The sequence below is a fragment of the Conchiformibius steedae genome (genome assembly GCF_014054725.1).
Taxonomy (GTDB): domain Bacteria; phylum Pseudomonadota; class Gammaproteobacteria; order Burkholderiales; family Neisseriaceae; genus Conchiformibius; species Conchiformibius steedae.
Genome location: NZ_CP059563.1, coordinates 717,616 through 740,598 on the forward strand (window position 1 = coordinate 717,616; position 22,983 = coordinate 740,598).

General features: G+C 49.4%; 23 protein-coding genes, 9 tRNA genes and 1 pseudogene. 28 read left to right on the forward strand and 5 right to left on the reverse strand.

What is annotated here, in order from left to right; all coding sequences use genetic code 11:
- Window positions 1-11 precede the first annotated feature (11 nt).
- The 4 genes from H3L98_RS03985 (at window position 12) to pcnB (ending at window position 3,676) form a co-directional block, all read left to right on the forward strand.
- A complete protein-coding gene (locus tag H3L98_RS03985; protein ID WP_027022549.1) occupies window positions 12-1,184 on the forward strand; it encodes a porin in 1,173 nt (390 codons plus the stop codon).
- Between the two features lie 84 nt (window positions 1,185-1,268).
- Entirely contained in the window at window positions 1,269-1,955 is a 687-nt protein-coding gene (locus H3L98_RS03990; RefSeq protein WP_027022548.1) for a YggS family pyridoxal phosphate-dependent enzyme, read from the forward strand.
- A gap of 95 nt (window positions 1,956-2,050) precedes the next feature.
- Complete coding sequence (locus H3L98_RS03995; protein WP_027022547.1) at window positions 2,051-2,284, forward strand: HP1242/YdcH family protein; 234 nt, start codon at window positions 2,051-2,053, stop codon at window positions 2,282-2,284.
- A gap of 66 nt (window positions 2,285-2,350) precedes the next feature.
- Window positions 2,351-3,676 (forward strand): polynucleotide adenylyltransferase PcnB, encoded by a 1,326-nt coding sequence (pcnB, locus tag H3L98_RS04000; RefSeq protein ID WP_027022546.1) that lies wholly within the window; start codon window positions 2,351-2,353, stop codon window positions 3,674-3,676.
- 147 nt (window positions 3,677-3,823) lie between these two features.
- Here the strand turns inward: pcnB and ppk2 are convergent, their stop codons facing one another.
- Window positions 3,824-4,744, reverse strand: a complete 921-nt coding sequence (ppk2, locus tag H3L98_RS04005; protein ID WP_027022545.1) for a polyphosphate kinase 2 — start codon at window positions 4,742-4,744, stop codon at window positions 3,824-3,826.
- 141 nt (window positions 4,745-4,885) lie between these two features.
- On the opposite strand from ppk2, the gene H3L98_RS04010 reads away from it, so the two are divergent.
- Window positions 4,886-6,637 (forward strand): bifunctional chorismate-binding protein/class IV aminotransferase, encoded by a 1,752-nt coding sequence (locus tag H3L98_RS04010; protein WP_027022544.1) that lies wholly within the window; start codon window positions 4,886-4,888, stop codon window positions 6,635-6,637.
- Window positions 6,638-6,773: 136 nt separating this feature from the next.
- Entirely contained in the window at window positions 6,774-7,526 is a 753-nt protein-coding gene (locus H3L98_RS04015) for a hypothetical protein (RefSeq protein ID WP_034333820.1), read from the forward strand.
- A gap of 63 nt (window positions 7,527-7,589) precedes the next feature.
- Here H3L98_RS04015 and H3L98_RS04020 read toward each other — a convergent pair whose 3' ends face one another.
- Together H3L98_RS04020 and H3L98_RS04025 are read right to left on the reverse strand one after the other, a co-directional pair.
- The gene (locus H3L98_RS04020; RefSeq protein ID WP_051532140.1) at window positions 7,590-8,972 is read right to left on the reverse strand and encodes a mechanosensitive ion channel family protein; all 1,383 of its coding nucleotides are present in this window, start codon (window positions 8,970-8,972) and stop codon (window positions 7,590-7,592) included.
- A gap of 94 nt (window positions 8,973-9,066) precedes the next feature.
- A tRNA-Phe gene (locus H3L98_RS04025) sits at window positions 9,067-9,142 on the reverse strand.
- Window positions 9,143-9,255: 113 nt separating this feature from the next.
- Between H3L98_RS04025 and H3L98_RS04030 the strand changes: the two genes are divergently transcribed.
- The 6 genes from H3L98_RS04030 to paeA all read left to right on the forward strand — a co-directional run bounded on the left by H3L98_RS04030 (window position 9,256) and on the right by paeA (window position 12,606).
- Complete coding sequence (locus tag H3L98_RS04030) at window positions 9,256-9,654, forward strand: VanZ family protein (protein WP_027022542.1); 399 nt, start codon at window positions 9,256-9,258, stop codon at window positions 9,652-9,654.
- 278 nt (window positions 9,655-9,932) lie between these two features.
- Window positions 9,933-10,133 (forward strand): hypothetical protein, encoded by a 201-nt coding sequence (locus tag H3L98_RS04035; RefSeq protein WP_027022541.1) that lies wholly within the window; start codon window positions 9,933-9,935, stop codon window positions 10,131-10,133.
- Between the two features lie 118 nt (window positions 10,134-10,251).
- Window positions 10,252-10,866: a riboflavin synthase gene (locus H3L98_RS04040; protein ID WP_027022540.1), complete on the forward strand. Its 615-nt coding sequence runs from the start codon at window positions 10,252-10,254 to the stop codon at window positions 10,864-10,866.
- Between the two features lie 150 nt (window positions 10,867-11,016).
- Window positions 11,017-11,093, forward strand: a tRNA-Arg gene (locus H3L98_RS04045).
- A 16-nt stretch (window positions 11,094-11,109) separates the two neighbouring features.
- Window positions 11,110-11,184 (forward strand) — tRNA-Glu (locus H3L98_RS04050).
- A gap of 141 nt (window positions 11,185-11,325) precedes the next feature.
- Window positions 11,326-12,606 (forward strand): polyamine export protein PaeA, encoded by a 1,281-nt coding sequence (gene paeA, locus H3L98_RS04055; protein ID WP_027022539.1) that lies wholly within the window; start codon window positions 11,326-11,328, stop codon window positions 12,604-12,606.
- 44 nt (window positions 12,607-12,650) lie between these two features.
- Here the strand turns inward: paeA and nadD are convergent, their stop codons facing one another.
- Together nadD and H3L98_RS04065 are read right to left on the reverse strand one after the other, a co-directional pair.
- Complete coding sequence (nadD, locus tag H3L98_RS04060) at window positions 12,651-13,256, reverse strand: nicotinate (nicotinamide) nucleotide adenylyltransferase (protein WP_027022538.1); 606 nt, start codon at window positions 13,254-13,256, stop codon at window positions 12,651-12,653.
- Entirely contained in the window at window positions 13,253-13,837 is a 585-nt protein-coding gene (locus H3L98_RS04065) for a beta-class carbonic anhydrase (RefSeq protein WP_027022537.1), read from the reverse strand. Before H3L98_RS04065 ends, nadD begins: the two co-directional genes overlap by 4 nt.
- A 182-nt stretch (window positions 13,838-14,019) precedes the next feature.
- On the opposite strand from H3L98_RS04065, the gene H3L98_RS04070 reads away from it, so the two are divergent.
- The 16 genes and pseudogenes from H3L98_RS04070 to H3L98_RS04145 all read left to right on the forward strand — a co-directional run bounded on the left by H3L98_RS04070 (window position 14,020) and on the right by H3L98_RS04145 (window position 22,938).
- Window positions 14,020-14,095: transfer RNA gene (locus H3L98_RS04070), tRNA-Gly, on the forward strand.
- A gap of 23 nt (window positions 14,096-14,118) precedes the next feature.
- Window positions 14,119-14,194: transfer RNA gene (locus H3L98_RS04075), tRNA-Gly, on the forward strand.
- Window positions 14,195-14,218: 24 nt separating this feature from the next.
- Window positions 14,219-14,294: transfer RNA gene (locus H3L98_RS04080), tRNA-Gly, on the forward strand.
- A 33-nt stretch (window positions 14,295-14,327) separates the two neighbouring features.
- Window positions 14,328-14,401: transfer RNA gene (locus H3L98_RS04085), tRNA-Cys, on the forward strand.
- A gap of 16 nt (window positions 14,402-14,417) precedes the next feature.
- Window positions 14,418-14,495: transfer RNA gene (locus tag H3L98_RS04090), tRNA-OTHER, on the forward strand.
- Between the two features lie 10 nt (window positions 14,496-14,505).
- Window positions 14,506-14,595: transfer RNA gene (locus tag H3L98_RS04095), tRNA-Leu, on the forward strand.
- A 220-nt stretch (window positions 14,596-14,815) separates the two neighbouring features.
- A pseudogene (locus tag H3L98_RS11075) lies at window positions 14,816-16,005 on the forward strand (tyrosine-type recombinase/integrase).
- A gap of 404 nt (window positions 16,006-16,409) precedes the next feature.
- Window positions 16,410-16,748: a type II toxin-antitoxin system HicB family antitoxin gene (locus H3L98_RS04105; RefSeq protein ID WP_027022536.1), complete on the forward strand. Its 339-nt coding sequence runs from the start codon at window positions 16,410-16,412 to the stop codon at window positions 16,746-16,748.
- Window positions 16,749-16,800: 52 nt separating this feature from the next.
- Window positions 16,801-16,986, forward strand: a complete 186-nt coding sequence (locus tag H3L98_RS04110) for a helix-turn-helix domain-containing protein (protein WP_051532139.1) — start codon at window positions 16,801-16,803, stop codon at window positions 16,984-16,986.
- Between the two features lie 182 nt (window positions 16,987-17,168).
- Entirely contained in the window at window positions 17,169-17,939 is a 771-nt protein-coding gene (locus tag H3L98_RS04115) for a hypothetical protein (protein ID WP_027022535.1), read from the forward strand.
- 108 nt (window positions 17,940-18,047) lie between these two features.
- Window positions 18,048-18,254 carry a helix-turn-helix transcriptional regulator gene (locus tag H3L98_RS04120; protein WP_027022534.1) on the forward strand — a complete coding sequence of 69 codons (207 nt, stop codon included), beginning with the start codon at window positions 18,048-18,050 and terminating at the stop codon, window positions 18,252-18,254.
- A 605-nt stretch (window positions 18,255-18,859) separates the two neighbouring features.
- Window positions 18,860-19,567, forward strand: a complete 708-nt coding sequence (locus H3L98_RS04125) for a KilA-N domain-containing protein (protein ID WP_084481919.1) — start codon at window positions 18,860-18,862, stop codon at window positions 19,565-19,567.
- Between the two features lie 62 nt (window positions 19,568-19,629).
- Complete coding sequence (locus tag H3L98_RS04130) at window positions 19,630-20,181, forward strand: hypothetical protein (protein ID WP_156932338.1); 552 nt, start codon at window positions 19,630-19,632, stop codon at window positions 20,179-20,181.
- Between the two features lie 275 nt (window positions 20,182-20,456).
- On the forward strand, window positions 20,457-20,825 hold the full coding sequence (locus tag H3L98_RS04135) for a hypothetical protein (protein WP_027022532.1): 369 nt from the start codon (window positions 20,457-20,459) through the stop codon (window positions 20,823-20,825).
- A 263-nt stretch (window positions 20,826-21,088) separates the two neighbouring features.
- Entirely contained in the window at window positions 21,089-21,862 is a 774-nt protein-coding gene (locus tag H3L98_RS04140; RefSeq protein WP_051532138.1) for a KilA-N domain-containing protein, read from the forward strand.
- On the forward strand, window positions 21,859-22,938 hold the full coding sequence (locus tag H3L98_RS04145) for a DUF7146 domain-containing protein (RefSeq protein WP_027022531.1): 1,080 nt from the start codon (window positions 21,859-21,861) through the stop codon (window positions 22,936-22,938). Before H3L98_RS04140 ends, H3L98_RS04145 begins: the two co-directional genes overlap by 4 nt.
- The last annotated feature ends 45 nt before the right edge of the window (window positions 22,939-22,983 follow it).

Below are 22,983 nucleotides of genomic sequence, written 5' to 3' on the forward strand. Positions count from 1 at the left end.
GAATGACAGAAATGAAAAAAACTCTGATCGCGCTCACTTTGGCAGCTCTGCCTGTTGCTTCTATGGCTGAAGTCGTTCTGTACGGCCAAATCAAAGGCGGTGTAGAAGTTACCAAAGAAAAAGACGTCAAAGGCACTGTAACCAATATCGTGGACTACGGTTCGCGCATTGGCTTCAAGGGTCAAGAACAATTGTCTGACAACTTGAAAGCTATTTGGCAATTAGAGCAAAAAGTGGATATTGCTGGTGGCGCAGCTGGTACAAAAGTGGTTACTAATGTCGCTAAAAACGAAACTGCAGGTGTAAACGGTTTTGGTACCCGTAATTCGTTTGTTGGTTTGGAAGGTGGCTTCGGTCAAGTAAAAGCAGGTTACTTCCACAACCCCGTAGGTGAGTTGAATGGCGAACTGGATGTGTGGGAATACAACAGCGATGCTGCTGGTTTAGGTTTCTTTACCCGTGGTAACGATGTGGTAAAACGCCGTGTAGCCGTACAGTACACCACCCCCGATATGGGCGGTTTTACTGCCAAAGCCTATGTATCGCCCAGCGATAACAACCGTATGGATGATCAAAACAGTGCCAGTGGCAACGGTGCAGATAACAAACGTGTTGACCGTCCTGTTTACGGTGCATCTGCCAGCTACCAGCAACCCGGTGGTGGTTTCTTTGCAGATGTGGCGGGTACTGCAGTAAAACGTGGTGCAGGCAATGTTGAATTGGTGGCTCGTGAAGCCGATCCTAACAAAAAAGTAAGTGCCAAACACAAATATGGCTATCAGGCTTTGGCGCAAGCGGGTTTCCGTAATGACAACTTGACTGCAGGTTTGGCTTACCAATATTCACAAAATGTTGATGGTAAGATTGGTGACACAAGTGACAGAGGTACGGAATATTTGGCACGTTTCCATGAAGTGGCTGCAACTGCTGCTTATACCATTAACGACGCCGTAACTGTAAAAGGTAGTGCAGCCTATGGCTTTAATGCTAAAATCTTTGATACAGCAGATAATACCTTGACAAAAGATAAAGGTGTTAAATATGTTCAAGGTGTATTGGGTGCCGATTATCACCTGTCTAAACGTACCCAACTGAACAGCCAAATCGGTTATATTCAGTATGGTAGAAAAGAAGACAAAGACGCCATCGGTACTATCGGCGTGGGTGTAAAACACAAATTCTAATTTAATGCAGCATAAAGCTGTGTTGATTGGATAAAATCAAAAGGCTTGCAATCATTGCAGGCCTTTTTTATATATGGATATAAAATGAATGATTTATCAGCAAACCGATTAAAAGTGTTGGCACAAATTCAAATGGCAGCAGCGGCAGCGGGGCGCGATGCGGAAACCGTGCGTTTGATTGCAGTGGGTAAAACATTTCCCGCTGCCGATATTGCCACGCTGTATCGGGCAGGGCAGCGCGATTTTGGCGAGAATTATATTCAGGAATGGCAGCAAAAAGCGCAAGATTTGCGCGACAGTTGTCCTGATTTGGTGTGGCATATTATCGGGCATATTCAGTCTAATAAAAGCCGTATGGTGGCAGGGCAGGCAGCGTGGGTGCATACGCTGGACAGCGTGAAACTGGCACGGCGTTTGAGCCATCAACGTCCCAGCCATTTACCGCCTTTGCAGCTGTGTATTGAAGTGAATACCAGCGCTTCCACAGCCAAACACGGCGTTGCCCCTAATGAAGTGATGGCATTGGCAGATGAAGTGGCTGCCTTGCCAAATGTGTGTTTGCGTGGGCTGATGTGTGTACCCACGGCGGATAACCGTGAACAGACTGTGGCAGAGTTTGCTTTAATGCGCGATTTATTGGCAGGTTTGCAGCAGAAGTATCATCAAGTGGATACTTTATCGATGGGCATGAGTGGTGATTTGGCAGATGCGGTGGCGTATGGTGCAACCATGGTGCGGATAGGGCGGGCGATTTTCGGCAGCCGCAGCTAGGTAAAACGGGGTAAAAGGCTGGCAAATTTCGCCGAGTTTCTATACAATAAGCATTGGATTTTTTTCCCCCAATCATGTTTTGAAAGGCATTGAATATGTTTCCCGAGTACCGTAATTTGATTACTGAATTGAAGAACAAAGACGCACATTTTACCCGTTTGTTTAATGAGCATAACGAATTGGATGAGAAAATTACCAATTTAGAAAAAGACCCTGTAACAGGTTCGTCTGCGGAAGAAGAAATTCATCAATTGAAAGTGAAAAAACTGGCTTTGAAAGACGAGCTGTATGTGATTTTGAAAAAAGCTGCAGATGAAGCAGCAGAATAAGCGTTAAACCTTGTACAAACACCCGCTAATGTGTATTATCGGGTGTTTATTTATTTTTGATAAATTATGATAAAACAATGGGTTAAGAAAAAATTGGCAAGAAATGCCGCTGCTGGGGAAGTGCGCCGTTCGGTGGATTTAATTGTGGAAGGAACGGCGGCGGTCAGCATTATCCGCAAGCTGGTTCAGGCGGGTTATGAGGCGTATCTGGTGGGTGGTGCGGTGCGCGATTTGCTGCTGGGGGTGCAGCCGAAAGATTTTGATGTGGTGACCAATGCCACGCCCGAACAGGTTAAGGCATTGTTTCGGCGCAGTCGTATTGTGGGCAGGCGTTTTCCGATTGTGCATGTGCCGATGGGGGTGGAAACGGTGGAAGTCAGCACTTTCCGCAGCGGGCAGGTGCGCCAAAACGATGCGGGCAGGGTGGTGCGCGACAATGCTTATGGCACAATGGCGCAAGATGCGGTACGGCGCGATTTTACCTGTAATGCTTTGTATTACGATGTGATTAAAGGGGAGGTGATTGATTTTCATCGGGGCATGGACGATATTGCGGCGCGGCGGCTGGTGATGATTGGCGATGCGGCAGAGCGTTATTGTGAAGATCCTGTGCGGATTTTGCGGGCAGTGCGTTTGTCGGGCAAGCTGGGTTTTGAAGTGGCGGCGGAAACGGCTGCACCCATTGCCGCTGCGGTGCATTTATTGGCGCGTGAGCCGCAGTCGCGTTTGTTTGACGAATTATTGAAAATTTTATTCTGCGGTTATGCGGAAGCCTGTTTGCGCCAATTGGCAGTGCTGGGCGTGGGCGATGAAGTGCATCCGTTTTTATCGGTTTTGCAGCAGGGTTTGGAACAGGACACGGTGGTGGCGCAGGCTTTGCGCGGCACAGATGCGCGGGTGCGCGAAGGCAAAACCGTATCGGCGGGTTTTGTGTTGGCGGCTTTGCTATGGGCGCGGGTGCGTCCGTTGTGGCAGCACAATATCGGGCGCGGACAATCCCCCGCCGCAGCGATGGGCGATGCGGTGCTGCAGATTCGCGGCGGTTTTGAACGCGATTGGGGCGTGCCGCAGCGTTATTCGGCGGTAATGCGTGAGATTTGGCTGATGCAGCCGCAGTTTGCTCATCAGCGTGGTGGTCGTCCGTTTCGTCTTTTGGCACAACCGCGTTTTCGTGCTGCTTATGATTTTCTGCTGATTCGGGCGGCGGCGGGCGAAGCCGATGCACAAACGGCAGAATGGTGGACACGGTTTCAAGCAGCCAATGAAGCGCAACGCAAGCAGATGACCGCAGCCCAATCCAATACCTCTTCAGGCGATGCGCCCGCCAAGAAAAAGCGCCGCCGCAGACGGCGCAAATCGGCTGCTTCTGCGAATAAAGCATCAGAAAGTTAAAAAAATCCCCGTATGGTAAGCATACGGGGATGGGTTTTCATCTGATAGACAGTACACAACAATTTTTCAACACTGTTCCCTCCCCCGTTTTTACGGGGGAGGGCGTAATGGGCAAAGCAAATAGGGACACGCCCTAATCCGATTGCATTAACCGCGGTCTTGCGTGGTTTTGTTCATATCGGGGTGCATCACGATTTGCGGGTCCACTGCGCCGATGGCTTTCAGGTCTTTGCCCGGATAATCCAGCGTGTGCAGGAAATAGCGGATGCAGTTCAAACGTGCACGTTTTTTGTCGTCCGATTTGATGATAACCCACGGAGAGTCTTTGGTGTGGGTGTGGAAGAACATGGCGTTTTTCGCTTCGGTGTAGTCGTTCCAACGGTCCAGTGATTGGATGTCAACGGGCGAGAGTTTCCAGTGTTTCAGCGGGTCGTCGTAACGCGACACAAAACGGCGCAGCTGTTCTTCTTGAGAAACAGAAAACCAAAATTTAAACAAATGGATACCGCTGGATACCAGCATGCGCTCCAATTCGGGGGCTTGGCGCATAAACATCATGTATTCGTGCGGTTCGCAAAAGCCCATTACGCGTTCCACACCGGCGCGGTTGTACCAAGAACGGTCAAAAAACACGATTTCGCCGGCAGTGGGCAGGTTTTGGATATAGCGTTGGAAATACCATTGTCCGCGTTCGGTTTCGGTGGGTTTTTCCAATGCCACCACGCGCGCACCGCGCGGGTTAAGATGTTCCATAAAGCGTTTGATGGTACCGCCTTTGCCTGCCGCATCGCGCCCTTCAAATAAACCGACAATTTTCTCGCCGCTGTCTTTTACCCAGCTTTGTACTTTCAGCAGCTCAACTTGCAGTTTTTTCTTTTCTTTTTCGTATTCGCGCCGTTTCATACGGGTTTTGTAGGGATAATCGGCGGGCAGGGGCGCACTGCCGCTGTCTTCCTTGCTGGCGCGTCCGCGGTGTTCGATAACAGCCTGTTTAAAAACGCTCAAGCTTTCTTGTTCCTGCTCGGTCAGGGCAATTTTTTCAAAGGGTTTCAGTTGCGGTTCGGTCATGGTCGTACCTTTCAGTGGGGAAAAGGTGGCGCGGGTGCGCCTGTTGATTATAAAACCGATTTTAACACAAATTAACGTGTTTGACACGGGCGCATCCGCTATATAATCGCCCGTTTATCAAAATTAGGGAAAGGGTGTGTGATGCAGCCGTTTGTGTTGTTTGACGATGCCGTAGCGGGGCAGGCAAAGCTGCTGCACGGTTTTGTTGATGAAGATGTGTTGGACGTGTGGGCGGGTTTGGACGACTGTTTGCAGCGTGGTTGGGCGCAAGGGCATCATGCAGCATTGGCAGTGGATTATGCGTTTGCAGCGGGTGGGGTGGCGCGTGTGTTGTGGTTTACTCATCAAGAGCCTGTGGAAGATGTAAATACATGGTTGGCACAATACAGCGGCGATGCGGGGGTATCGTGTCCGCAGCCCAATATCAGCGAAAGTGAATATCTCGACACCGTGGCGCGGATTCAAGCTGCGATTGCGCGTGGCGAAACCTATCAAATCAACTATACCCAACGTTTGCACCTGCACGCCTATGGCGCACCGCCGCGCCTGTATGCCCGTTTGCGCCAAAACGTACCTTATGCCGCTTTGATGCGTTTGCCAGCCCGTGCAGACGCACCCGATTGGCTATTGTGTTTTTCGCCCGAATTGTTTTTACGCATAGACGAAACAGGTCTGATCCGCACCGAACCGATGAAAGGCACAGCCCCGCGTTTGGGCGACAGCCAAGACGCGCAACGCGCCGAATCGTTACGTCAAGACCCAAAAAACCGTGCCGAAAACACCATGATTGTGGATTTATTACGCAACGATTTGGGCAAAATCGCCGAAACAGGCAGCGTGAGCGTACCCGAACCGTTTAAAGTCTCGCCCTTTGGCAGCGTGTGGCAGATGACCAGCACTGTGTGCGCCCGTTTGCCCGCTGCCACGCCCTTGGCAACGGTGTTGTCTGCCACTTTCCCCTGCGGCAGCATCACAGGCGCACCCAAGCGCAAAAGCATGGAAATCATTGATTTATTGGAAACTGCGCCGCGTGGTTTGTACACGGGCAGTATTGGTTGGATTGAACCTTGCCCCGATAGTGTTTTGGGTTACCGTGCCTGTTTAAACGTGCTGATTCGCACCCTGTGCCTATATCCAAATCATCAGGATAAGAGCCTGTGGCGCGGCGAATACGGCGTAGGCAGCGGCATTGTTACCGACAGCATTGCCGCGGACGAATACACCGAATGTGCTTGGAAAGCCCGTTTTCTGAGTGAATTGCGCCCTGAACACGGCATTTTGGAAACCATGCGTGTGGAAAACGGTACGATTCCCCATTTGCCGCTGCACCTGCAACGTTTGCAGGAATCGGCGCACGCACTCAATATTCCCTGTCAAACCGCAGCCATTTACCAGCAAGCCTGCGCCCGCGCCGCTGCTTTGGGGCAAGGCGTGTTCCGTTTGCGTTTGGTATTGTCGCCGCAGGGCGAATGTGGGTGGACGGATGCGCCCCTGTCTACCGCGCCCGAACCTTATGTTTTGATTTCAGAAACGGTATTGCCCACGCACGACTTTTTGCGCCGCCACAAAACCACGCGTCGTCAGATTTTTGACCAAACATGGCGCAACGCCCAAGCACAGGGCGCGTTTGATGCCTTGTTCTTTGATGAAAGCGGAGCACTGTTAGAAGGCGGGCGCAGCAGCGTGATGATTGAATTAGACGGCGAAATGCTGATTCCCGATGGCGATGTGCTGCACGGTATCGCCCGCCGTTGGTTGTGCGCTGCTTATCCGCAGGTAAAAATAGCGCGTATCAGCCGCGACATGCTGTTTCGTGCCGAAAAAATCTGCTTGGGTAATGCCCTGCATGCTTGGTTTACCGTAAAATTGCTGCAAAAAAACCACATAATTTAACCTTTTCTTGCGCTTGGTTAAAAAAACGCCAGTTTTGCTGCCACAATTCCAACAATCGGATTACAATAATAACGTCTGCTTACAGGCGTTGAGTTTCATTTCCTTACTTTTCCTTAAATGCAGGAGTGTGTCAAATATGAAAAAGATTGTTTTGGGTTTGTTGTTGGGTATGGGTTTGTCGGGCGCAGCTTTGGCAAACGACTCTGCAGACAAAAAATTTGAAGTGTACGGTAAAGCAGGTCTGCCGAATATTGCCGTGGGTGGCGGTTACGGCATTAACGAGCAGCTGACTGTGCGCGGCGATTTGGGTGTGATGGGTATTTCACGCGACTTTGACGAAGGCGATGTGAAATACAGTGCCAAATTCCGCAACAATAAAGCCAATGTTTACGCCGATTATTTCCCGATGAGCAACGGTTTCCGTTTAACTGGTGGCTTGGCGCTGGGTCGTGCCGAATTGAAAGCAGACGGTACCGCGAAAATTACCCAAAATGCCACATTTGAATTGGGCGGTAAAGAATACAATGTAACCATTGACGGCAACGATGATAAAGTATCTGCCAAAGTGAAATATCCTGCGGTTTCTCCCTATTTGGGTCTCGGTTGGGGTCATAATATCAAAACCGCCAAAGGCGTTTGGGGCTTTACTGCCGATTTGGGCGTGTTTATCGGTTCGCCGAAAACCAGCATCAGTTTGAGCAACAGCCTGAACGACAAATTGGTGGTAGCTGAAGCAGCTGCAGGTGCAAGTTTGACTGACGAACAACGCGCACAGGCACAAGCAGAAATTAACCGCCATATTGACGAAGAGAAAAAGAAAATTCAAGACAAAGTGGCTAAAGTAAAAGTGCTGCCGATGATTTCGGTGGGTGCCAGCTACCGCTTCTAATGGTCTGAATGGATATATAAAAACGCCCCAAAAGATTTTATCTTTTGGGGCGTCTGCATGGGATTATTTTGATTCGGATACAGTCGTTTCGCTGGGTTTTTCCTTATCTTCTACAGGCAAAACAGCAGGCGTTTCGCCGTTGTCGTCCTGCAAAATGCGTACTTCGCGCTGTGGATAGGGGAACTCAATGCCTTCTTCGTTAAAACGCTGCCAAATCGTCATCAAAATATCGGAAAACAAACCCAAAAAGCCGTTTTCAGGGTCGTTTACCCAAAATCCGACACGCAGGTCAATGCCGTTGTCGCCAAAGCCTGTTAAAAAGGCATTGGGCGCGGGGTTGGCAGAAACGCGTTTTTGTGCAGCTGCGGCTTCGGTCAAAATGGCTAAAGCACGCGGTAAATCGGTGTTGTAACCGACTTGTACGTCCAAGCTCTGCCACAGGGCTTTGCCTGTGTAAGATTCGTTAATCACGGTAGAGGTAACAAAGGTTTCGTTCGGAATCAGGGCTTCTTGTCCGTCTGCGCTGCGCAATACCACAAAGCGGGAAGTGATTTTACCGACATAGCCGGTAAAGCCGTTTACGTTTAAGCGGTCGCCGGGGCGCACGGAACGGTCTGCCAAAATAATAAAGCCCGATACATAGTTGCTGGCGATTTTTTGTAAACCAAAACCCAAGCCCACACCCAAAGCACCACCAAATACCGACAGTACCGTCAAATCAATCCCCACCAAGGGCAGGGCAATCAGCACCGACAGCACCATAAACAGGCTTTTTACCACTTTGGATAAGACGATACGCAGGTTCATGTCCAAACGTTGGGTGCTCATCAGTCTCTCGTCTATCCAGCGTGCCAGCCACATCATCAGCATCATCACGATGCAGACCCACAGCAGACCCGTCAGCACGGTATAGAGGCTTAATTTATTGCTGCCTATGGTAAAACTGAGTGATTTCATCCAATCGGTAATGATTTTGTCAATGCCTGATACCCACAGCACAAAACAGCCCCACAGCAGCCCCGACAAACGCCGTTCCCATTGTGCGGTAAAACGTCCTTGCGGCAGTGCCAAATGCAGTATTGCCAATACCAAACGGATGCCAATCATCCAGTTGGCAGCCATGGCGAGCAGTTGTGGCCACACCACCGGATAAGCGGCGATTTTGGCGGCAAGCTGTGCCAGCGATGCGGCGGCAAACATCAGCAGCGGCCAGAAAATACGTTGCCCGATGTGGCGCAGCGGACGCCAACGCCAATTTTCAATGCTGCGGCGCACGGCGGGATGTTCGGCAATATAAAAACACAGCCATGCTAAAGCAATGGTGAGCAGCAGTTCCACCCAGCCTGCGGGGGTTTTCAGGCTTTGTGCCAGCATGGGCGCGGTAAAGCCGTGTCCTGCTGCCAGTTCTTGAGAAAAATCGTTAAACAAATCGGAAAAGTCGTTCATCGGATTCCTTTTGACGGATAACGGTTGAAAGTGTGTGATGTATGTTTTTTTGATAAAGCAACAGCCCGAATAATAAGATTCGGGCTGTGGGATATGGTGGCCAGAGGCAGGATCGAACTGCCGACACACGGATTTTCAGTCCGTTGCTCTACCGACTGAGCTATCTGGCCTTGCGAAAGAAAGTGATTAAAACACAAATTTTCCGTTCGGGCAAGTTTTTTGCGGAAATTTTTTGGTGAACGTGGTATGTTTGCTGCTTTCATACTTAAATCAGCTTGTAAAAATGAAAGAAAAATATTGGTTTATCAATAAATGGTTGTTTTTGGCGTTGTTGTGGTGGCTGGCGGGCGCGTATGCGCTGGTGTGGCGCGAAAGTGCCGATATCTCTGCGCCGCCGTTTCCACATTTTGACAAAATGGCACATTTTTTCCTGTTTTTCGCGCAAACATGGTTGTTAGCAAAAATATGGCTGACGGCGCGGCGGACGTTACCTATTGTACCTTTGCTGGTGTTTGCTTTGGGCAATGCGGTGGCAAGCGAATGGGCACAGGCGGTTTTTACCGTTTCCCGTCAGGCAGATGTGTGGGACGGAATAGCAGATATGGCGGGTGCGGCGGCGGCGCTGTATGCGGCAGTCAGCATTCAAAAGATAAGGGCGCGGCGCAGGGCGCAGGAAAGTTAAAATGGTGGCAGAGTCTGTAAAAAAACGGTAACATTTTAGATGGGGCTGGACAGATTGCCCCGACACGGGCAAAATGCCCTTTTCAAGTAAAAATGCCATGATATCAGGGTGTTTGCCGTGGCAGTCAGCAAGCGGATTACCCTTGTCGGCGTTTTTGAAAAGAGATGGTTTTTGGTTCAATAAGGGGCAAGTCCCCGCTGTATAAGGCAACATAATGGGATAAAATCAGCTATATTGTCCCATCAGTTGAGAGATTTCAATATTTTAGGAGTTTTATAATGGCTCAATCCAAAATTGCAGTAAATGGTTTGAAAGACAAAGGCGATGCAGACAAGCTGGTGGCGCAAACGGAACATATTGAAGGGATTCGCTGGATTAATGTCAATGTCGAAGATAGCTATGTGGTGGTTACGCATACTGATGCGTTTGATGAAGCCGTGTTCAAAGCTGCTGTGGCAGCTGCTGGATTTACCGCGTGATATGATTTGCCCTTAATCTGTAAATATTCCGCCCCCGCCTTGCAGCGGGGGTGTCGTATTTGGCAAAATATAGCTTGTATCGTTATAATTTAGCCATTATTTAAATGGTGAGAGAACAATGTTTACCGGTATTGTGGCGGGCATGGGCGTTTTAGAAAAAGTACAACGTCCCGCGCCCGATTTTTGCACTTTTCATGTCCGTTTGCCCGAAGGCATGGGTAAAGATTTGACCGAAGGCGCGTCGGTGGCGCACAACGGCTGCTGTTTAACCGTTACCGCCGTGCAAGGCGATTGCGCCCAATTTGATTTAATGGCAGAAACTTTGGCAAAAACCAATTTGGGTGGATTGCAGGAAGGCAGCCGCATCAATATTGAACGCGCAGCCCGCATTGGCGATGAAATCGGCGGACACCTGATGAGCGGGCATATTTGGGGACAAACCGAAGTGCTGGCAGTAGAGCACAGCGAACACAACTGTACGGTTTGGCTGGCATTGCCCGAAGCCTTGCGCCCCTATGTGTTGCCCAAAGGCTTTGTCGGTTTGGACGGTTGTAGCCTGACGGTGGGGGAAGTGCGTGATGATGCTTTTTGCGTTTACCTGATTCCTGAGACTCTGCGGCGCACCCGTTTTAGCGAATGTGAAGCAGGTATGCGGGTCAATATGGAAATCGACCCACAAACCCAAGCTGTGGTAGATAGTGTAAAACGGGTGTTGGCGGCGCAACAACTGTAGCATTTCGGGCAAGGCGTAAAAACTATTTTTTATTTGAAATAAACAATATGGTTTAAATTGGATAAAAAATTTTATAGCAAGCCTTTACAAGCAGACAGCAAACAGGCATAATTCAATCTTTCTTGATTAGCTGTACGCGCAGCGAGACATGCACCCGTAGCTCAGTTGGATAGAGTATCTGGCTACGAACCAGAGGGTCGGGCGTTCGAATCGCTCCGGGTGCGCCATCAGGAAATACTCTACGCGCCCATCGTCTAGCGGTTAGGACATCGCCCTTTCACGGCGGTAACCGGGGTTCGATTCCCCGTGGGCGTGCCAAATTCCAATAACCCTGTGCTTGCACAGGGTTATTTTTATGTCTATTATCAGTATCTCATAGTTATCAAATTATCAATATAATGGCTTAATTGCCTTTCTCATCTCAAAAAATCAAATTTAAATCAAAAGGAAGGAATCAAGATGAATATTGTTTATGTTGTCGGCATATTGTTTTTGTTGATGTGTGCCAGTGCCTTTGTTTCCTGTGCGGAACTGGCTTTGGCTTCGGCAAGAAAAATCAAATTGCAATTATTGGAAAAAGAAGGCGATGCCCGCGCCACAGCGGTATTGGCGATGCAGGAACAGGCAGGTAGTTTTATTGCGGTGGTACAAATTGGTTTGAACACGGTGGCGATTTTAGCGGGTGTGGTGGGCGAAGCGGCATTGCGCCCTTACTTGGAAAGCGTTTTTGCTTCTGTTCCTTATGCGGGGACGTGGGCTTCATTGCTGGCGTTTGTAGGGGTGACAGGGGGATTTATCTTGTTTGCCGATTTAATGCCCAAGCAATTTGCCATGGCAAATCCAGAGTTAGTAGCGGTACGAGTGGTACGTCCGATGCGTTGGCTGATTGTGTTGTTTAAACCTTTGGTATGGCTGTTTGACGGTTTGGCGGGCTTTTTGTTTGCACGTTTGGGGATTTCTACCGTACGTCAGGAACAATTGACTTCGGAAGACATTTACGCGGTGGTGGATGCGGGCGCACAAGCAGGCGTATTAAAGCAACAAGAGCATTATTTGATTGAAAATGTGTTTGAAATGCAGGAACGTACCGTTACTTCGGCGATGAGTCCGCGTGAAGGAATTGTATTTTTTGAGCAGGGGCAGGGCAGTGATGAAGTGTTGGAAATTATGGCGCAAAAACCGCACAGCAATTTTTTGGTGTGTCAGGGCGGATTGGAACACGTTATCGGCTATGTGGAATCGTATGCCTTATTGACTTTGTTGTTAAAAGAACGGGACGTTTGTCCTGCCGATACTCGGATTTTGCGTAAGGTTTTGTTCGTTCCCGATACCCTGTCGCTGTTTGATATGTTGGAAGCGTTTAAATCGGCAGGCGAAGATTTTGCTGTGATTGTGAACGAATATGCTTTGGTGGTGGGCGTGATTACGCTAAAAGATGTGATGAGTATTGTGATGGGCGAGCTGGTGCATACCGAAGAAGCGCAAATTGTCCGCCGCAATGACGGCAGTTGGTTGGTAGATGGTGCCACGCCTTTGGCAGATGTGATGCGTACTTTTGAGATTGAGTCTTTTCCCCATGCACAAAACTATGAAACCATTGCGGGTTTTATGATGTATTCTTTACGCAAAATCCCGAAAAAAACCGATTCGGTTTGCTATGCAGGCTATGTGTTTGAGGTGGTGGATACCGATAATTTAAAAATTGACCAGCTTTTGGTGTCGCGCCAAACGCCGTCTTAAATCAGGGGCTGAATGGGCGCGGATTTGTCTTAAAATAAATGATTTCAAATATATAATCGGTGCTGGCGGATATATTCTCCCACAGTTTCGGGCAACCATGCCGAAACATCGCCGCCTGTTGCCAGTGTATGGCGGATTTGGGTGGAGCTGATGTCGGGTGGGCTGGTGTTGAGCAGAACCACTTCGCCGTTCTGTACCGCTGCGCCCAACCAGCTTTGCAATTCGCGCGGGGTGTGCGCTAAGCTTGAACCTGCACGCATCGCCACAGCAAAGCGGGTATGTCGCACCAAATCACGCCATTTATGCCAAGTGTGCAGTTGCAGCAGGCTGTCGCTGCCCAGCAGCCAATACAGTTGTGCGCTGGGGTAGAGCTGTTTGAAAATTTGGACGGTGTCGTAAGTATAGGTTGCACCGCTGCGGACAATGTCGCAATCGGATACAGCAAAATCGGGGTAGGATTCTACAGCCAGCGTTGCCATTGCCAAACGGTGTTCAGCAGGCGTACGCGGCGTGGTTTTGTGATAGGGTTCGCCTGCGGGCAAAAATAGGGTTTGCACGGCGTTCAGCTGTTCCGCAGCGGCGCAGGCTAGGTGTAAATGTCCGTGGTGTATCGGGTCAAATGTTCCGCCAAATAAAATAATATTATTCATGATGTTGCCCCTAAAGTACATTCACGGCTGCCATCTATCACCACGGTAAGCTTACCTGTGGTGGGGTGAATCACCATGCCGTGTACGGCGATATGCGCGGGCATCAGCGGATGGCGCAAAATGGTGTGGACGGTGTGGCGGACGCTGTCTTCCACATCGGTAAAACCCGTTAGCCAGCTGTTTAGGTTAATGCCTGCGTTTTCAAGGGTTTGAATGCGCTCGGCGGGAATGCCCTGTTCGTCTGCACGCTGTAAAAAGCTGTCGGGATTCAGTCCGCGCATGCCGCAGTCGTAATGGGCAATCACCATAATTTCTTCCACTTTTAATTCAAACACCGCCACCAGCAGCGAACGCATCACCGAACCCCAAGGATGGCTGACCACTGCGCCCGCATTTTTAATCAGTTTGGCATCGCCGTTTTGTAAACCTAACGCAGCAGGCAATAATTTGGTCATGCGCGTGTCCATGCACGACAAAATCGCCAGTTTGCGTTCGGGAAATTTATTGGTAAAAAATTCGGCGTATCCACCTTCTTCAACAAATTGCTGGTTATATTGGATAATTTTAGTTAATTCAGACACAGTGTCTTGCTTTCAAACAATCTACATCACAACGATTATAGACAATGTGCGCTGCTTTTCCTACTGCGGCGGCGCTAATGCAGCGCGAATTTTTCATTCTGACACACAAAATGCTTGACAAGCGCGATAGGCAGGCTATAATGCCTGCTTTCCCAGCCAACACCATGTTGGGGCGGAATTAAGCGGGAATAGCTCAGTTGGTAGAGCGCAACCTTGCCAAGGTTGAGGTCGCGAGTTCGAGACTCGTTTCCCGCTCCACAATTTATTTTATCCGAATCAGGGCGGGAATAGCTCAGTTGGTAGAGCGCAACCTTGCCAAGGTTGAGGTCGCGAGTTCGAGACTCGTTTCCCGCTCCACTTCTCTGTTTCGGAAATCACACTGCGGGAATAGCTCAGTTGGTAGAGCGCAACCTTGCCAAGGTTGAGGTCGCGAGTTCGAGACTCGTTTCCCGCTCCATTTTTTATCTGTTTGATGCTTTCAAACAGTAATGGCGGAATGGCAGAGTGGTTATGCAGCGGCCTGCAAAGCCGTGTACGCCGGTTCGATTCCGACTTCCGCCTCCAATTTTAGCCCTTTCACGGCGGGGTGGCAGAGTGTTGATGCGACAGGGTGTGCAAGCCCTGTACAGGCCGGTTCAAATCCGCGCCCCCGCCTCCAGATGGTAACAGCCCGGGTGGTGAAATAGGTAGACACAACGGACTTAAAATCCGTCGCCTCTAAAACAGGCGTACCGGTTCGATTCCGGTTCCGGGCACCACACTATAAAAAACGCAGCCTTTTCGGGCTGTTTTTTTACGTCCAATACTGTCTAATGCCGTAAACCAAATATTTGAACCATAAAGATTAAATGGTTTTTTCTTACCCTGTTTTTCCCTATTGTTTGTCTAATGCCGTCTAATTCCACCCAATTGAATCAACCTTTTTTTGTTGGTATATTTGTTGGTACTTCAAAACAGCCCTGAAAAAGTACCAACAAAATGCCCCTAAACGACCGTCAAATCAGGAATACCAAGCCTGCTGCCAAAGAACAAAAATTGTCTGACGGCGGCGGGCTGTATTTGTTGGTTAAACCCAATGGCGGTAAATATTGGCGTTTGAACTTCCGTTTTGGTGGTAAGCAGAAAACCCTTGCCCTTGGCACTTATCCTGCCGTGTCTTTAGTGGAAGCGCGGGCAGCGAGAGAGCGGGCAAAGCAGATGTTGGCACAGGGTACAGACCCATCAGCAGTCAAGCAGCAAACCAAACGGGAGAAGCAAGACAGGCTTGCCAATACCTTTGCACACCTTGCCCGCGAATGGCACGAAAAGAACCGTTACCGTTGGAAGCCCAATCATGCTGCCCGTGTGTTGCGTTATTTTGAAAACGATGTATTCCCCAGCATTGGCAGCTTACCGATTAGCGAAATACGGGTAAAACACATTAAAGCCGTGTTGGACGGTATCAGCGCAAGGGGCGTTTACGAAACCGCCGAAAAATCCGCCAATGGACGGGAGCGGTGTTTAAGTATGCCGCCATGTTGGAGCTGACCGAGAATAACCCCGCCATGCTGCTGCAAGGGTATTTAGCCAAGCAGGAAACCGAGCATATGCCCGCCTTACCGCATGGGGAACTGACGGAGTTTTACCGCCGTTTAAGCGTTGCCGATGCCGAGCCAGCGAATAAGCTAGGCATTATGATTCTGATGCTGGTGTTCGTACGCAATACCGAATTGCGCGGCGCACAATGGCATGAGATAGATTGGGCGCAGCGGCAATGGTTAATCCCCGCAGAGCGCATGAAAAAAACACGCGACCATGTTGTACCGTTGGCAGATTGGACGGTAGAGCTGCTGCGTGAGCTGCAAGCCATAACGGGGCATACGCCCTATTTATTCCCAAGCCGCACCAAGGACGGCTACATCAGCGAAAACACATTCGGAAAGATTATCAACCACATGGGCTACAAAGGCATTGCCACCCCGCACGGCTTCCGCAGCCTTGCCAGCAGTACGCTGAATGAGCAGGGCTTTAATCCCGATGCCATAGAGCGGCAGTTAGCCCACGTCCCCACAGACAAGGTACGCGCCGCCTACAACCGCACGGAATACCTGACCGAAAGAATAGAGATGATGCAATGGTACGCCGACCACCTGAAGCAGCATTTTATTGAAGCCAGCAAAAAGGTATAAACACACCAGCCGTCCAAACAGGGCGGTTTTTTATTCGTCCAATGGAAGCTCCTATACGCGTATTAAAACTTAAAAATACTGGTTACACTGGTTACAAATCACTTATCTAAATGATTATCCATAATTATTAAAAATATTTACTGGTTACATTACTGGTTACACTTTTTCTTATATGGCTGTTTTATAAAGAAATGTGAAAAACCATTACTGGTTACACTACTGGTTACATATTGATAATCAATGGCTTGGAAAGGGTATTTACAGCACGGGCAGCAGGTTTGCCCGTTTTGGCTGATTGTCTAACGGTGTTGAATGCCGTCAAAAGCAGTAAGAAACTGCTATAATTGGTACTGTTATTTGATACTTCCCGCCCTATGAGCTGAACGACAACAGGGTAAACCCCGATGCAAAATTTACTGAACATTGACGGTTATCAAGCCGTGATTGCCTACGACCCCGAAATTAACCTGTTTCGTGGCGAATTTATCAACCTGAACGGTGGCGCAGACTTTTACGCTGAAACCGTGGACGAATTACACCGAGAAGCGCGGCAAAGCCTGAAAACCTTTTTGGACGTGTGCCAAGAGCAGGGCATAGAGCCTGTGCGCCGCTATTCGGGCAAGTTTAACGTGCGGATTAAGCCCGAATTGCATGCGGCGGCTGTGGCGGCAGCGGCTGCGGCAGGTATCAGCCTAAATGAATGGGTATCGCAGGCAATCGGCAAATCGGCACGGGCAGGGTAGTTGATGAAAGCGATTGCAGCACGAGCCAAACAAATGAAACGGGAGCTGGAAAATGATTAAAACCGCACCTTTGGACGTAAGCAGATATTTACATGATGAAACCGATATTGCCCTGTTTTTGGAAGCCGCCGCACAAGAAGCTGCGGAAGCAGACGACCACAATATTTTTTTGGCAGCCATTGCGGAAGCGACAAAAGCCAAAGGCATGATAAGTCTTATGAATAGCCGATATGTTTAAAAATCGGCTTTTTTTAAACATATTCTTGGAATGTGTACACGCGATAAACATATCGGCAACCGCCTTGTTTGTGGCAGGGCGACCAACAAGCGGGCAACACCAGCAAATTGACGGCTGCTGGTGTGGGAGCGGGAAAGGCGCGTGTTGTTTTGGTAAATTTTGAAGTGATGGGAGTGTGAAAGATGGGCATTATTTTTGATGATATAAGCAAAAAAGATGGCGAATTTATCCACGCAGCAGAAGCAATGGAATACCTTATTTTTGTTGAGCGAAATCAGGTAAATTTTCGGCAAGTAGGAGAATTTCTACACAAATACGATTTTGATGAATATTTTGCAGGGCATGCTTACCATAGAGATTTGATGGGTGTTTATTATGATGCTGATGTTCTAGGAGATGATGAATGTCCGTTTTATCCTAAAGATGATGAATGTCCGTTTTATCCTAAAAAAGATGATACAGATGGGGAATATTCGCCAAGTGTTGAGAGCTTTATTCAAGATATGTGTAAGCATAATTCTGTGTTAGTACATGATTGGGATGATGATGGTGTGCTTTATACTTATGATTTTAATCTTTTTTTTGATAAGAAAAGGTTTGTGTATTCAATAAAAGATGTTTTTGCCAAATCTAAAAATCTATCACAGAGTGAAATTGACCTACCTAGCCTTGATGATTTTTTAACACGGCGCAATCAAGAACAGCCCAATCAAGAGCCGTCTGATGTTTCCAAAAAACAGCCTGAACCTACTGCCAAAACTCGCAACAAACAGGCTGAAATTATTGCTGCGCTTGCCATCATGTACACCAAGAAAGACGGTACACAGCCTTATGAAATGGCTGAAACCATACGCCAAGAATGGCAGCGGCAAGCCGAGCAATTAGGCAATCCGCCTGATAAAAACACGCTGGCAAAATATATACAGCATGGCTTGGAACGTTTACAGTCCTAGCTGAAATCAGATGAACCGCTTTTCTTTCCAGTTGAAATCAGACAAACCGCCCCGCAAGGGCGGTTATTATTTTGCCTGTTGTTCAACCCCGTACAAGGAAAAGCCATTATGCAAAACAAAACCGTATTGCGCGTTAAAGCCGTTGCCGCCCGCTTGGATATTTCCACAGGCACGGTATGGAATAAATGCAATCCCAAGAGCCGCCATTACGATGCGGATTTTCCCCGTCCGTTCAAAATTTCCGCCAATGCTACAGGCTGGTTAGAAAGCGAGATTAACGCCTATATCGAGAAACTGTCGGCAAGCCGCCTGTAAGCGGGGCGCGTATGTCGGAATTTTTTGAGTCCATAAAAAGGCAAATCCTGTAAAGCGTACAGCTGCCTGTGTCGGAATTTTCGGAGTCCATAAAAAGGCAAATCCCATAAGCAGCACAGCCGCCTGTAAGCAGCACAGGGCGCGTTTGATGGCTGGTGTCGGTACATTCCCCACACCAGCGAGCCGCTGCCGTGTATCGCGCAATGACTTCAGGTTTTATCAGGTTTTAGGTTTTATTAGGTTTTGGCGCGGTGCGTACCAAAGTGCGTACCAATAATTTGCGAGCCACAGGCAAACGCGGGTTTTTTGACCTTATAAAAAAGGCAGCTTTACCCGCTTTGGATAAAACCGCCGTTTGCTGGCGCACAAAAGCGCACGGACAGCGTTTCGCCGCTTAAACCTATTCCGATACCGTCCAGCAGGAAAACGCCCTTAAACGCGCAAAATAAGCCGCGTAAAAATATGGTTCAAAAATGGGAAGCCCAAGAAACAAGCATTTACCCGAAAAGCGCAGAATCAAACCACGCAAAAATGTAAGGTTTTGTCAGGTTTTGCCGACACCAGCCCTTTCATCATTAAAGCTACCCCCAAAAGAGATACTCATCATGAATTTACTGACTTTGGATTTTCAAGGCATGGCAGTTCATGCCAGCCGCGATGCTTGGTTTAACGCTACCGAAATTGCAGCGATGTTTGGCAAACAGCCCTATGAGTGGATTCGTTTACCCGAAACAGAGCAATACATTCAAGCCCTGTTAAAGCGGGCAGTACAACAAAACGAAAATTCAAATACGGGAAAATCCCGTATTTCAAAATCCCACTTTATCAAAACCAAGCGCGGCAATAGTGGGGGTACATGGTTACACCCCAAACTGGCAATTGCCTTTGCCCGATGGTTAAGCCCCGATTTTGCCGTGTGGTGTGATGAGCAGATTGAAAACCTGCTGCATCAACACCAGCAATGGCAACCTGCCCGCCACGAGCTGAAAAGCGTTACCAAGCTGAAAAACCGCCTGTTGAGAGACCAACGCGCCGCGCATGGTAAAACAACCCAATCCCACCATTTTATCAATGAAGCCCTGCTGGAATATGAAGCCTTAACGGGCAAGCGGCATATTGTCAGCCGTGATTTGCTGGACGTTACCCAAATTGCCGCATTAGATGCCATTACTGCCGAAAACACCGCGCTGATTGCACGGGATTTAAGCTACCAAGAGCGCAAAAGCCGTCTGCTGGTGTTTGCCAAAACCCTGAACTATCCGCCTGTTCAAGCACACCAGCGCAATGCGGCGAAATTGCGTTTTCATTCGTAAACAACAGATTAACCCGCGTTTTGGTTGGGTAAAACACCCGAAACGCAAATTAGGAAAGTACCATGATGCAAAAAATCATTGACGGCAACCGCCACACTTGGCAGAATAATTGCGTTGCTTTGAATCAAGCAATCGGGTTTGACAGCCTGAACAACGTGGCAAGCAAGCCGCCACAGCGTGCCAGCGCGTTTAAAACGACAGAGTACCGCAGCGGCATTTCTTACGCTTGCAATCCCCCAGTTTTGCCTTTTTACGGGAAACAGGGGCGGAAGGCTTTGCGCCTGCTGGTATCACGTTGCCAGTCTGTCAATCCGCCCTTTGTTTCCCGCCTTGCGTTTGACAGCGTATCAGCGGGGTTATTAAACCAACGTGAAAAGGCAGATTCCATGAATCCTACTGCTTCCATTGGCGTATCTGTGCGCCGTCCCCGTGCCGTGCGTAAGGGCTTTTCTAATCCCCTGTGCTTGCACACTTTACGCATTTTTCCCACATTCAGCCAAGCGAGCCGCTTTACACAGCAGCGTTTGCACCGCCGCCCTGATTACCGTTTAGCCATTCAGCAAACTGCCGCCGATACTTGGGCGGTGTGCCGTGTGATTGGTGGTGCTGTTTAAGCGCGTATAAACCCATTGACAAACATTTGAGAATGGGGAAAAATGCCCGTTCTCTCTCAAAAGTTCGTAAGTCCCCGAATCGGCACGGGTAAAACGCCGTTTTTTCACGCCTATTCTATTTTGGCAGCCTGAAGTGTATCTGTGCTTCATGCGCCTATCACGGTTTGGGCGGTGTGCGGTAACGGTAACGTCCGCACTAGACTTACGACTAGAGAGAGCACCGCCGCCCCTTTACGGGCTTCCCACTCTCAAAATATCGTAAGGAGCATGAAATCATGCAAAATCAAACTATTCAAACCCCTGAACTTCCCCCTTTTGACACCAGCACTTATTCGGGCTTGGCAGGTTTATTGTCCAATCCCGCCTATCTTGCCCATGCCGAGCAGGTGTTTACGCACGGCGGCAAACTTGACCCTAAAGCCGTTTCTAACCTGAAATCCTGTGCCGAAGGCACTATTAACACTTTAGGCAATGTTCAGGCTGTGTTTGCCAAGCTGGTTATGGCAAATACTGAAGCCCGCACTTGGGTTGTGCCTGATGCCGAGATTGCATTTGCACAGTTTGAATTATCGGTTATGTTGGGGGAAGTGATGCCCCTGCTGCACCATATCTATAACACTTTCCAATCTGATTTAGACCGCTAATCCCTTTGAACCCCCAGCCTTGCCCGAAACGGCACGGCTGGCAAAGTGCAATCTGCGTAAATATTCAAGATGTTGAATTTAAACAAAAGCTGTGTTTGCAGGTTGCCGACTGACAAGCCGAAAAGCGGGCAGGGGGTTTTCTAAATTTTCAGAAAACGCCTGTACTGGTTTTTCTAAAAATCGGGAAAAACCCCCTTGCTTGTGATGTGCATAAATTCACGTTTACTAAAAATCAAGTAAACGCATTGTTGGAGTAAAACACCATGAATCCGATTATTGCCATTAACCAAATCCAAATCCGTCAAACCCACAACGGGCTGTATTGCCTGAACGACTTGCACCGTGCCGCAGGGAATGAAAAACGCCATCAGCCCAGCAATTGGCTGAACACCCAGCAAACGCAAGAACTGATTGCGGAACTGGAAAAAACGGGAAATTCCGTTATTGATGCAAATCAATCACTTAATCACACTACTGGAATTGCAGGAGTGAAACAAAATCAACAGGTTATCCAAGTTGTGAACGGCGGCGACCAACGCGGAACTTATGTTTGCCGTGATTTGGTTTACGCCTATGCGATGTGGATTAACCCGCGTTTTCATGTTTCGGTTATCCGTGCCTTTGATGCGCTGGTGTCGGGCAGTGTGAACGCCGTGCCGCAAACCCTGCCCGATGCCCTGCGCTTGGCTGCGGATTTGGCGGAACAGAATCAGCAGCAGCAAGCCCGCCTTGCCGTTGCCGAGCCGAAAGCGGCGGCGTTTGACGTGCTGTCGGGGCGCAATGATGCCTACAACATCACTTTGGTTGCCAAGCATTTGAACATGGGGCGCAAGGATTTGATTGCCTATTTGCGGGCGCATCAATGGATTTACGGCAAATCGCCCATTATGGCGAGTGCCAAAGCCGTCAAAGCGGGCGACATGATTCAGGTAAACGGGGTAAGCGAGCGCAACGGTGTGGATTACACGCAAGCCCTGATTACGTCCAAAGGGCAGGCAAAGCTGGCACAACACTTTGCGGGGGAGCGGCAAGCATGAGCGAACTGAAATACCGCGCACAGGGGCGTTGGCACGGCATTTTGGCTGCCGCAGGATTCCCTGCCGACTGTTTACGCAACAAACACCAGCCTTGTCCCATTTGCGGCGGCAAAGACCGTTTCCGCTTTGACGACAAGCAGGGTAACGGTACGTTTTTCTGCAACGGCTGCGGTGCGGGAGACGGTTTTAAGCTGCTGATGCTGTGGTTGGACTGTGATTTTAAAACCGCTGCCCGCCGTGTGTCTGAAATCTTGGGTATGGGTGCGCCCGCTGCCGCTACTGTGAGCCGCCCCGTTCCCACGCCGCCGCCGTCCGAGCCGAAACCTGAACCCGACCAGTTACCGCGCCTTGTGGCGTTGTGGGAAGCGGCGCAGCCTTTGAGCGATAAAGACCCCGTTTGTGCCTATTTGCGGGGCAGGGGTTTGAGTGTGAATGCGCCCATTTCCAGCGAGCTGCGTTATCAGGCGGCGTTGCCGTATTGGGTAAAGGTGCAAGACGGCAGTTTTCGGCAATTAGGCACGTTTCCCGCCATGCTTGCCGCTATCCGCAGCACGGACGGACAGTTACAGGGTTTGCACCAAACCTATCTGCAAGGGCGCGTAAAGGGCAAACACACGCATTGGCAGAAAGCCGATTTGCGCCACCCCGAAACGGGCGAACCCTTACCCGCCAAAAAAATGCGTTCACGCTACAGCGGCAGCGTATCGGGCACGGCGGTGCAGTTGGATGGTATCCGTGATGACGGCAGCCTGCTGGTGTGTGAAGGCATTGAAACCGCCCTTGCCGCGCGTGAGTTGTTTGCCTTGCCTGTATGGGCGGCATTGAGTGCCAACGGGGTACGCCAATGCGTTTTACCGGAAAGCGTGAAGCGTTTGCTGGTGTGTGCCGACCATGACGAGCCGCGCCCGATTGGTTATGAAGCTGCCCGCCATTTGGCAGACCGTGCCACCAAACAGGGTATCCGTGTGCAGTTATGGCAACCCGAAACGGCAGGCGATGCGTTAGATGAGTTGCACCGCCGCCAACGTCCCGCCTACCGCATTTTGGAGAACCTGAACGCGGCAAAACAGCCGTAACGCCACCCCAAAAATGCCGTAACGCTGACCGATAAAAACGTTACA

Excerpts from the sequence above, each read along its gene's own strand:
- H3L98_RS04040 (WP_027022540.1), top strand. The coding sequence starts at position 10,252 with ATGTTTACCGGTATTGTGGCGGGCATGGGCGTTTTAGAAAAAGTACAA.
- H3L98_RS03995 (WP_027022547.1), top strand. The coding sequence starts at position 2,051 with ATGTTTCCCGAGTACCGTAATTTGATTACTGAATTGAAGAACAAAGAC.
- H3L98_RS04035 (WP_027022541.1), top strand. The coding sequence starts at position 9,933 with ATGGCTCAATCCAAAATTGCAGTAAATGGTTTGAAAGACAAAGGCGAT.
- H3L98_RS04030 (WP_027022542.1), top strand. The coding sequence starts at position 9,256 with ATGAAAGAAAAATATTGGTTTATCAATAAATGGTTGTTTTTGGCGTTG.
- H3L98_RS03990 (WP_027022548.1), top strand. The coding sequence starts at position 1,269 with ATGAATGATTTATCAGCAAACCGATTAAAAGTGTTGGCACAAATTCAA.
- H3L98_RS04135 (WP_027022532.1), top strand. The coding sequence starts at position 20,457 with ATGCAAAATCAAACTATTCAAACCCCTGAACTTCCCCCTTTTGACACC.
- H3L98_RS04120 (WP_027022534.1), top strand. The coding sequence starts at position 18,048 with ATGCAAAACAAAACCGTATTGCGCGTTAAAGCCGTTGCCGCCCGCTTG.
- H3L98_RS03985 (WP_027022549.1), top strand. The coding sequence starts at position 12 with ATGAAAAAAACTCTGATCGCGCTCACTTTGGCAGCTCTGCCTGTTGCT.
- H3L98_RS04125 (WP_084481919.1), top strand. The coding sequence starts at position 18,860 with ATGAATTTACTGACTTTGGATTTTCAAGGCATGGCAGTTCATGCCAGC.
- H3L98_RS04020 (WP_051532140.1), bottom strand. The coding sequence starts at position 8,972 with ATGAACGACTTTTCCGATTTGTTTAACGATTTTTCTCAAGAACTGGCA.
- pcnB (WP_027022546.1), top strand. The coding sequence starts at position 2,351 with ATGATAAAACAATGGGTTAAGAAAAAATTGGCAAGAAATGCCGCTGCT.
- ppk2 (WP_027022545.1), bottom strand. The coding sequence starts at position 4,744 with ATGACCGAACCGCAACTGAAACCCTTTGAAAAAATTGCCCTGACCGAG.
- H3L98_RS04010 (WP_027022544.1), top strand. The coding sequence starts at position 4,886 with ATGCAGCCGTTTGTGTTGTTTGACGATGCCGTAGCGGGGCAGGCAAAG.
- H3L98_RS04130 (WP_156932338.1), top strand. The coding sequence starts at position 19,630 with ATGATGCAAAAAATCATTGACGGCAACCGCCACACTTGGCAGAATAAT.
- H3L98_RS04015 (WP_034333820.1), top strand. The coding sequence starts at position 6,774 with ATGAAAAAGATTGTTTTGGGTTTGTTGTTGGGTATGGGTTTGTCGGGC.
- H3L98_RS04145 (WP_027022531.1), top strand. The coding sequence starts at position 21,859 with ATGAGCGAACTGAAATACCGCGCACAGGGGCGTTGGCACGGCATTTTG.
- H3L98_RS04110 (WP_051532139.1), top strand. The coding sequence starts at position 16,801 with ATGATTAAAACCGCACCTTTGGACGTAAGCAGATATTTACATGATGAA.
- nadD (WP_027022538.1), bottom strand. The coding sequence starts at position 13,256 with ATGAATAATATTATTTTATTTGGCGGAACATTTGACCCGATACACCAC.
- paeA (WP_027022539.1), top strand. The coding sequence starts at position 11,326 with ATGAATATTGTTTATGTTGTCGGCATATTGTTTTTGTTGATGTGTGCC.
- H3L98_RS04105 (WP_027022536.1), top strand. The coding sequence starts at position 16,410 with ATGCAAAATTTACTGAACATTGACGGTTATCAAGCCGTGATTGCCTAC.
- H3L98_RS04140 (WP_051532138.1), top strand. The coding sequence starts at position 21,089 with ATGAATCCGATTATTGCCATTAACCAAATCCAAATCCGTCAAACCCAC.
- H3L98_RS04115 (WP_027022535.1), top strand. The coding sequence starts at position 17,169 with ATGGGCATTATTTTTGATGATATAAGCAAAAAAGATGGCGAATTTATC.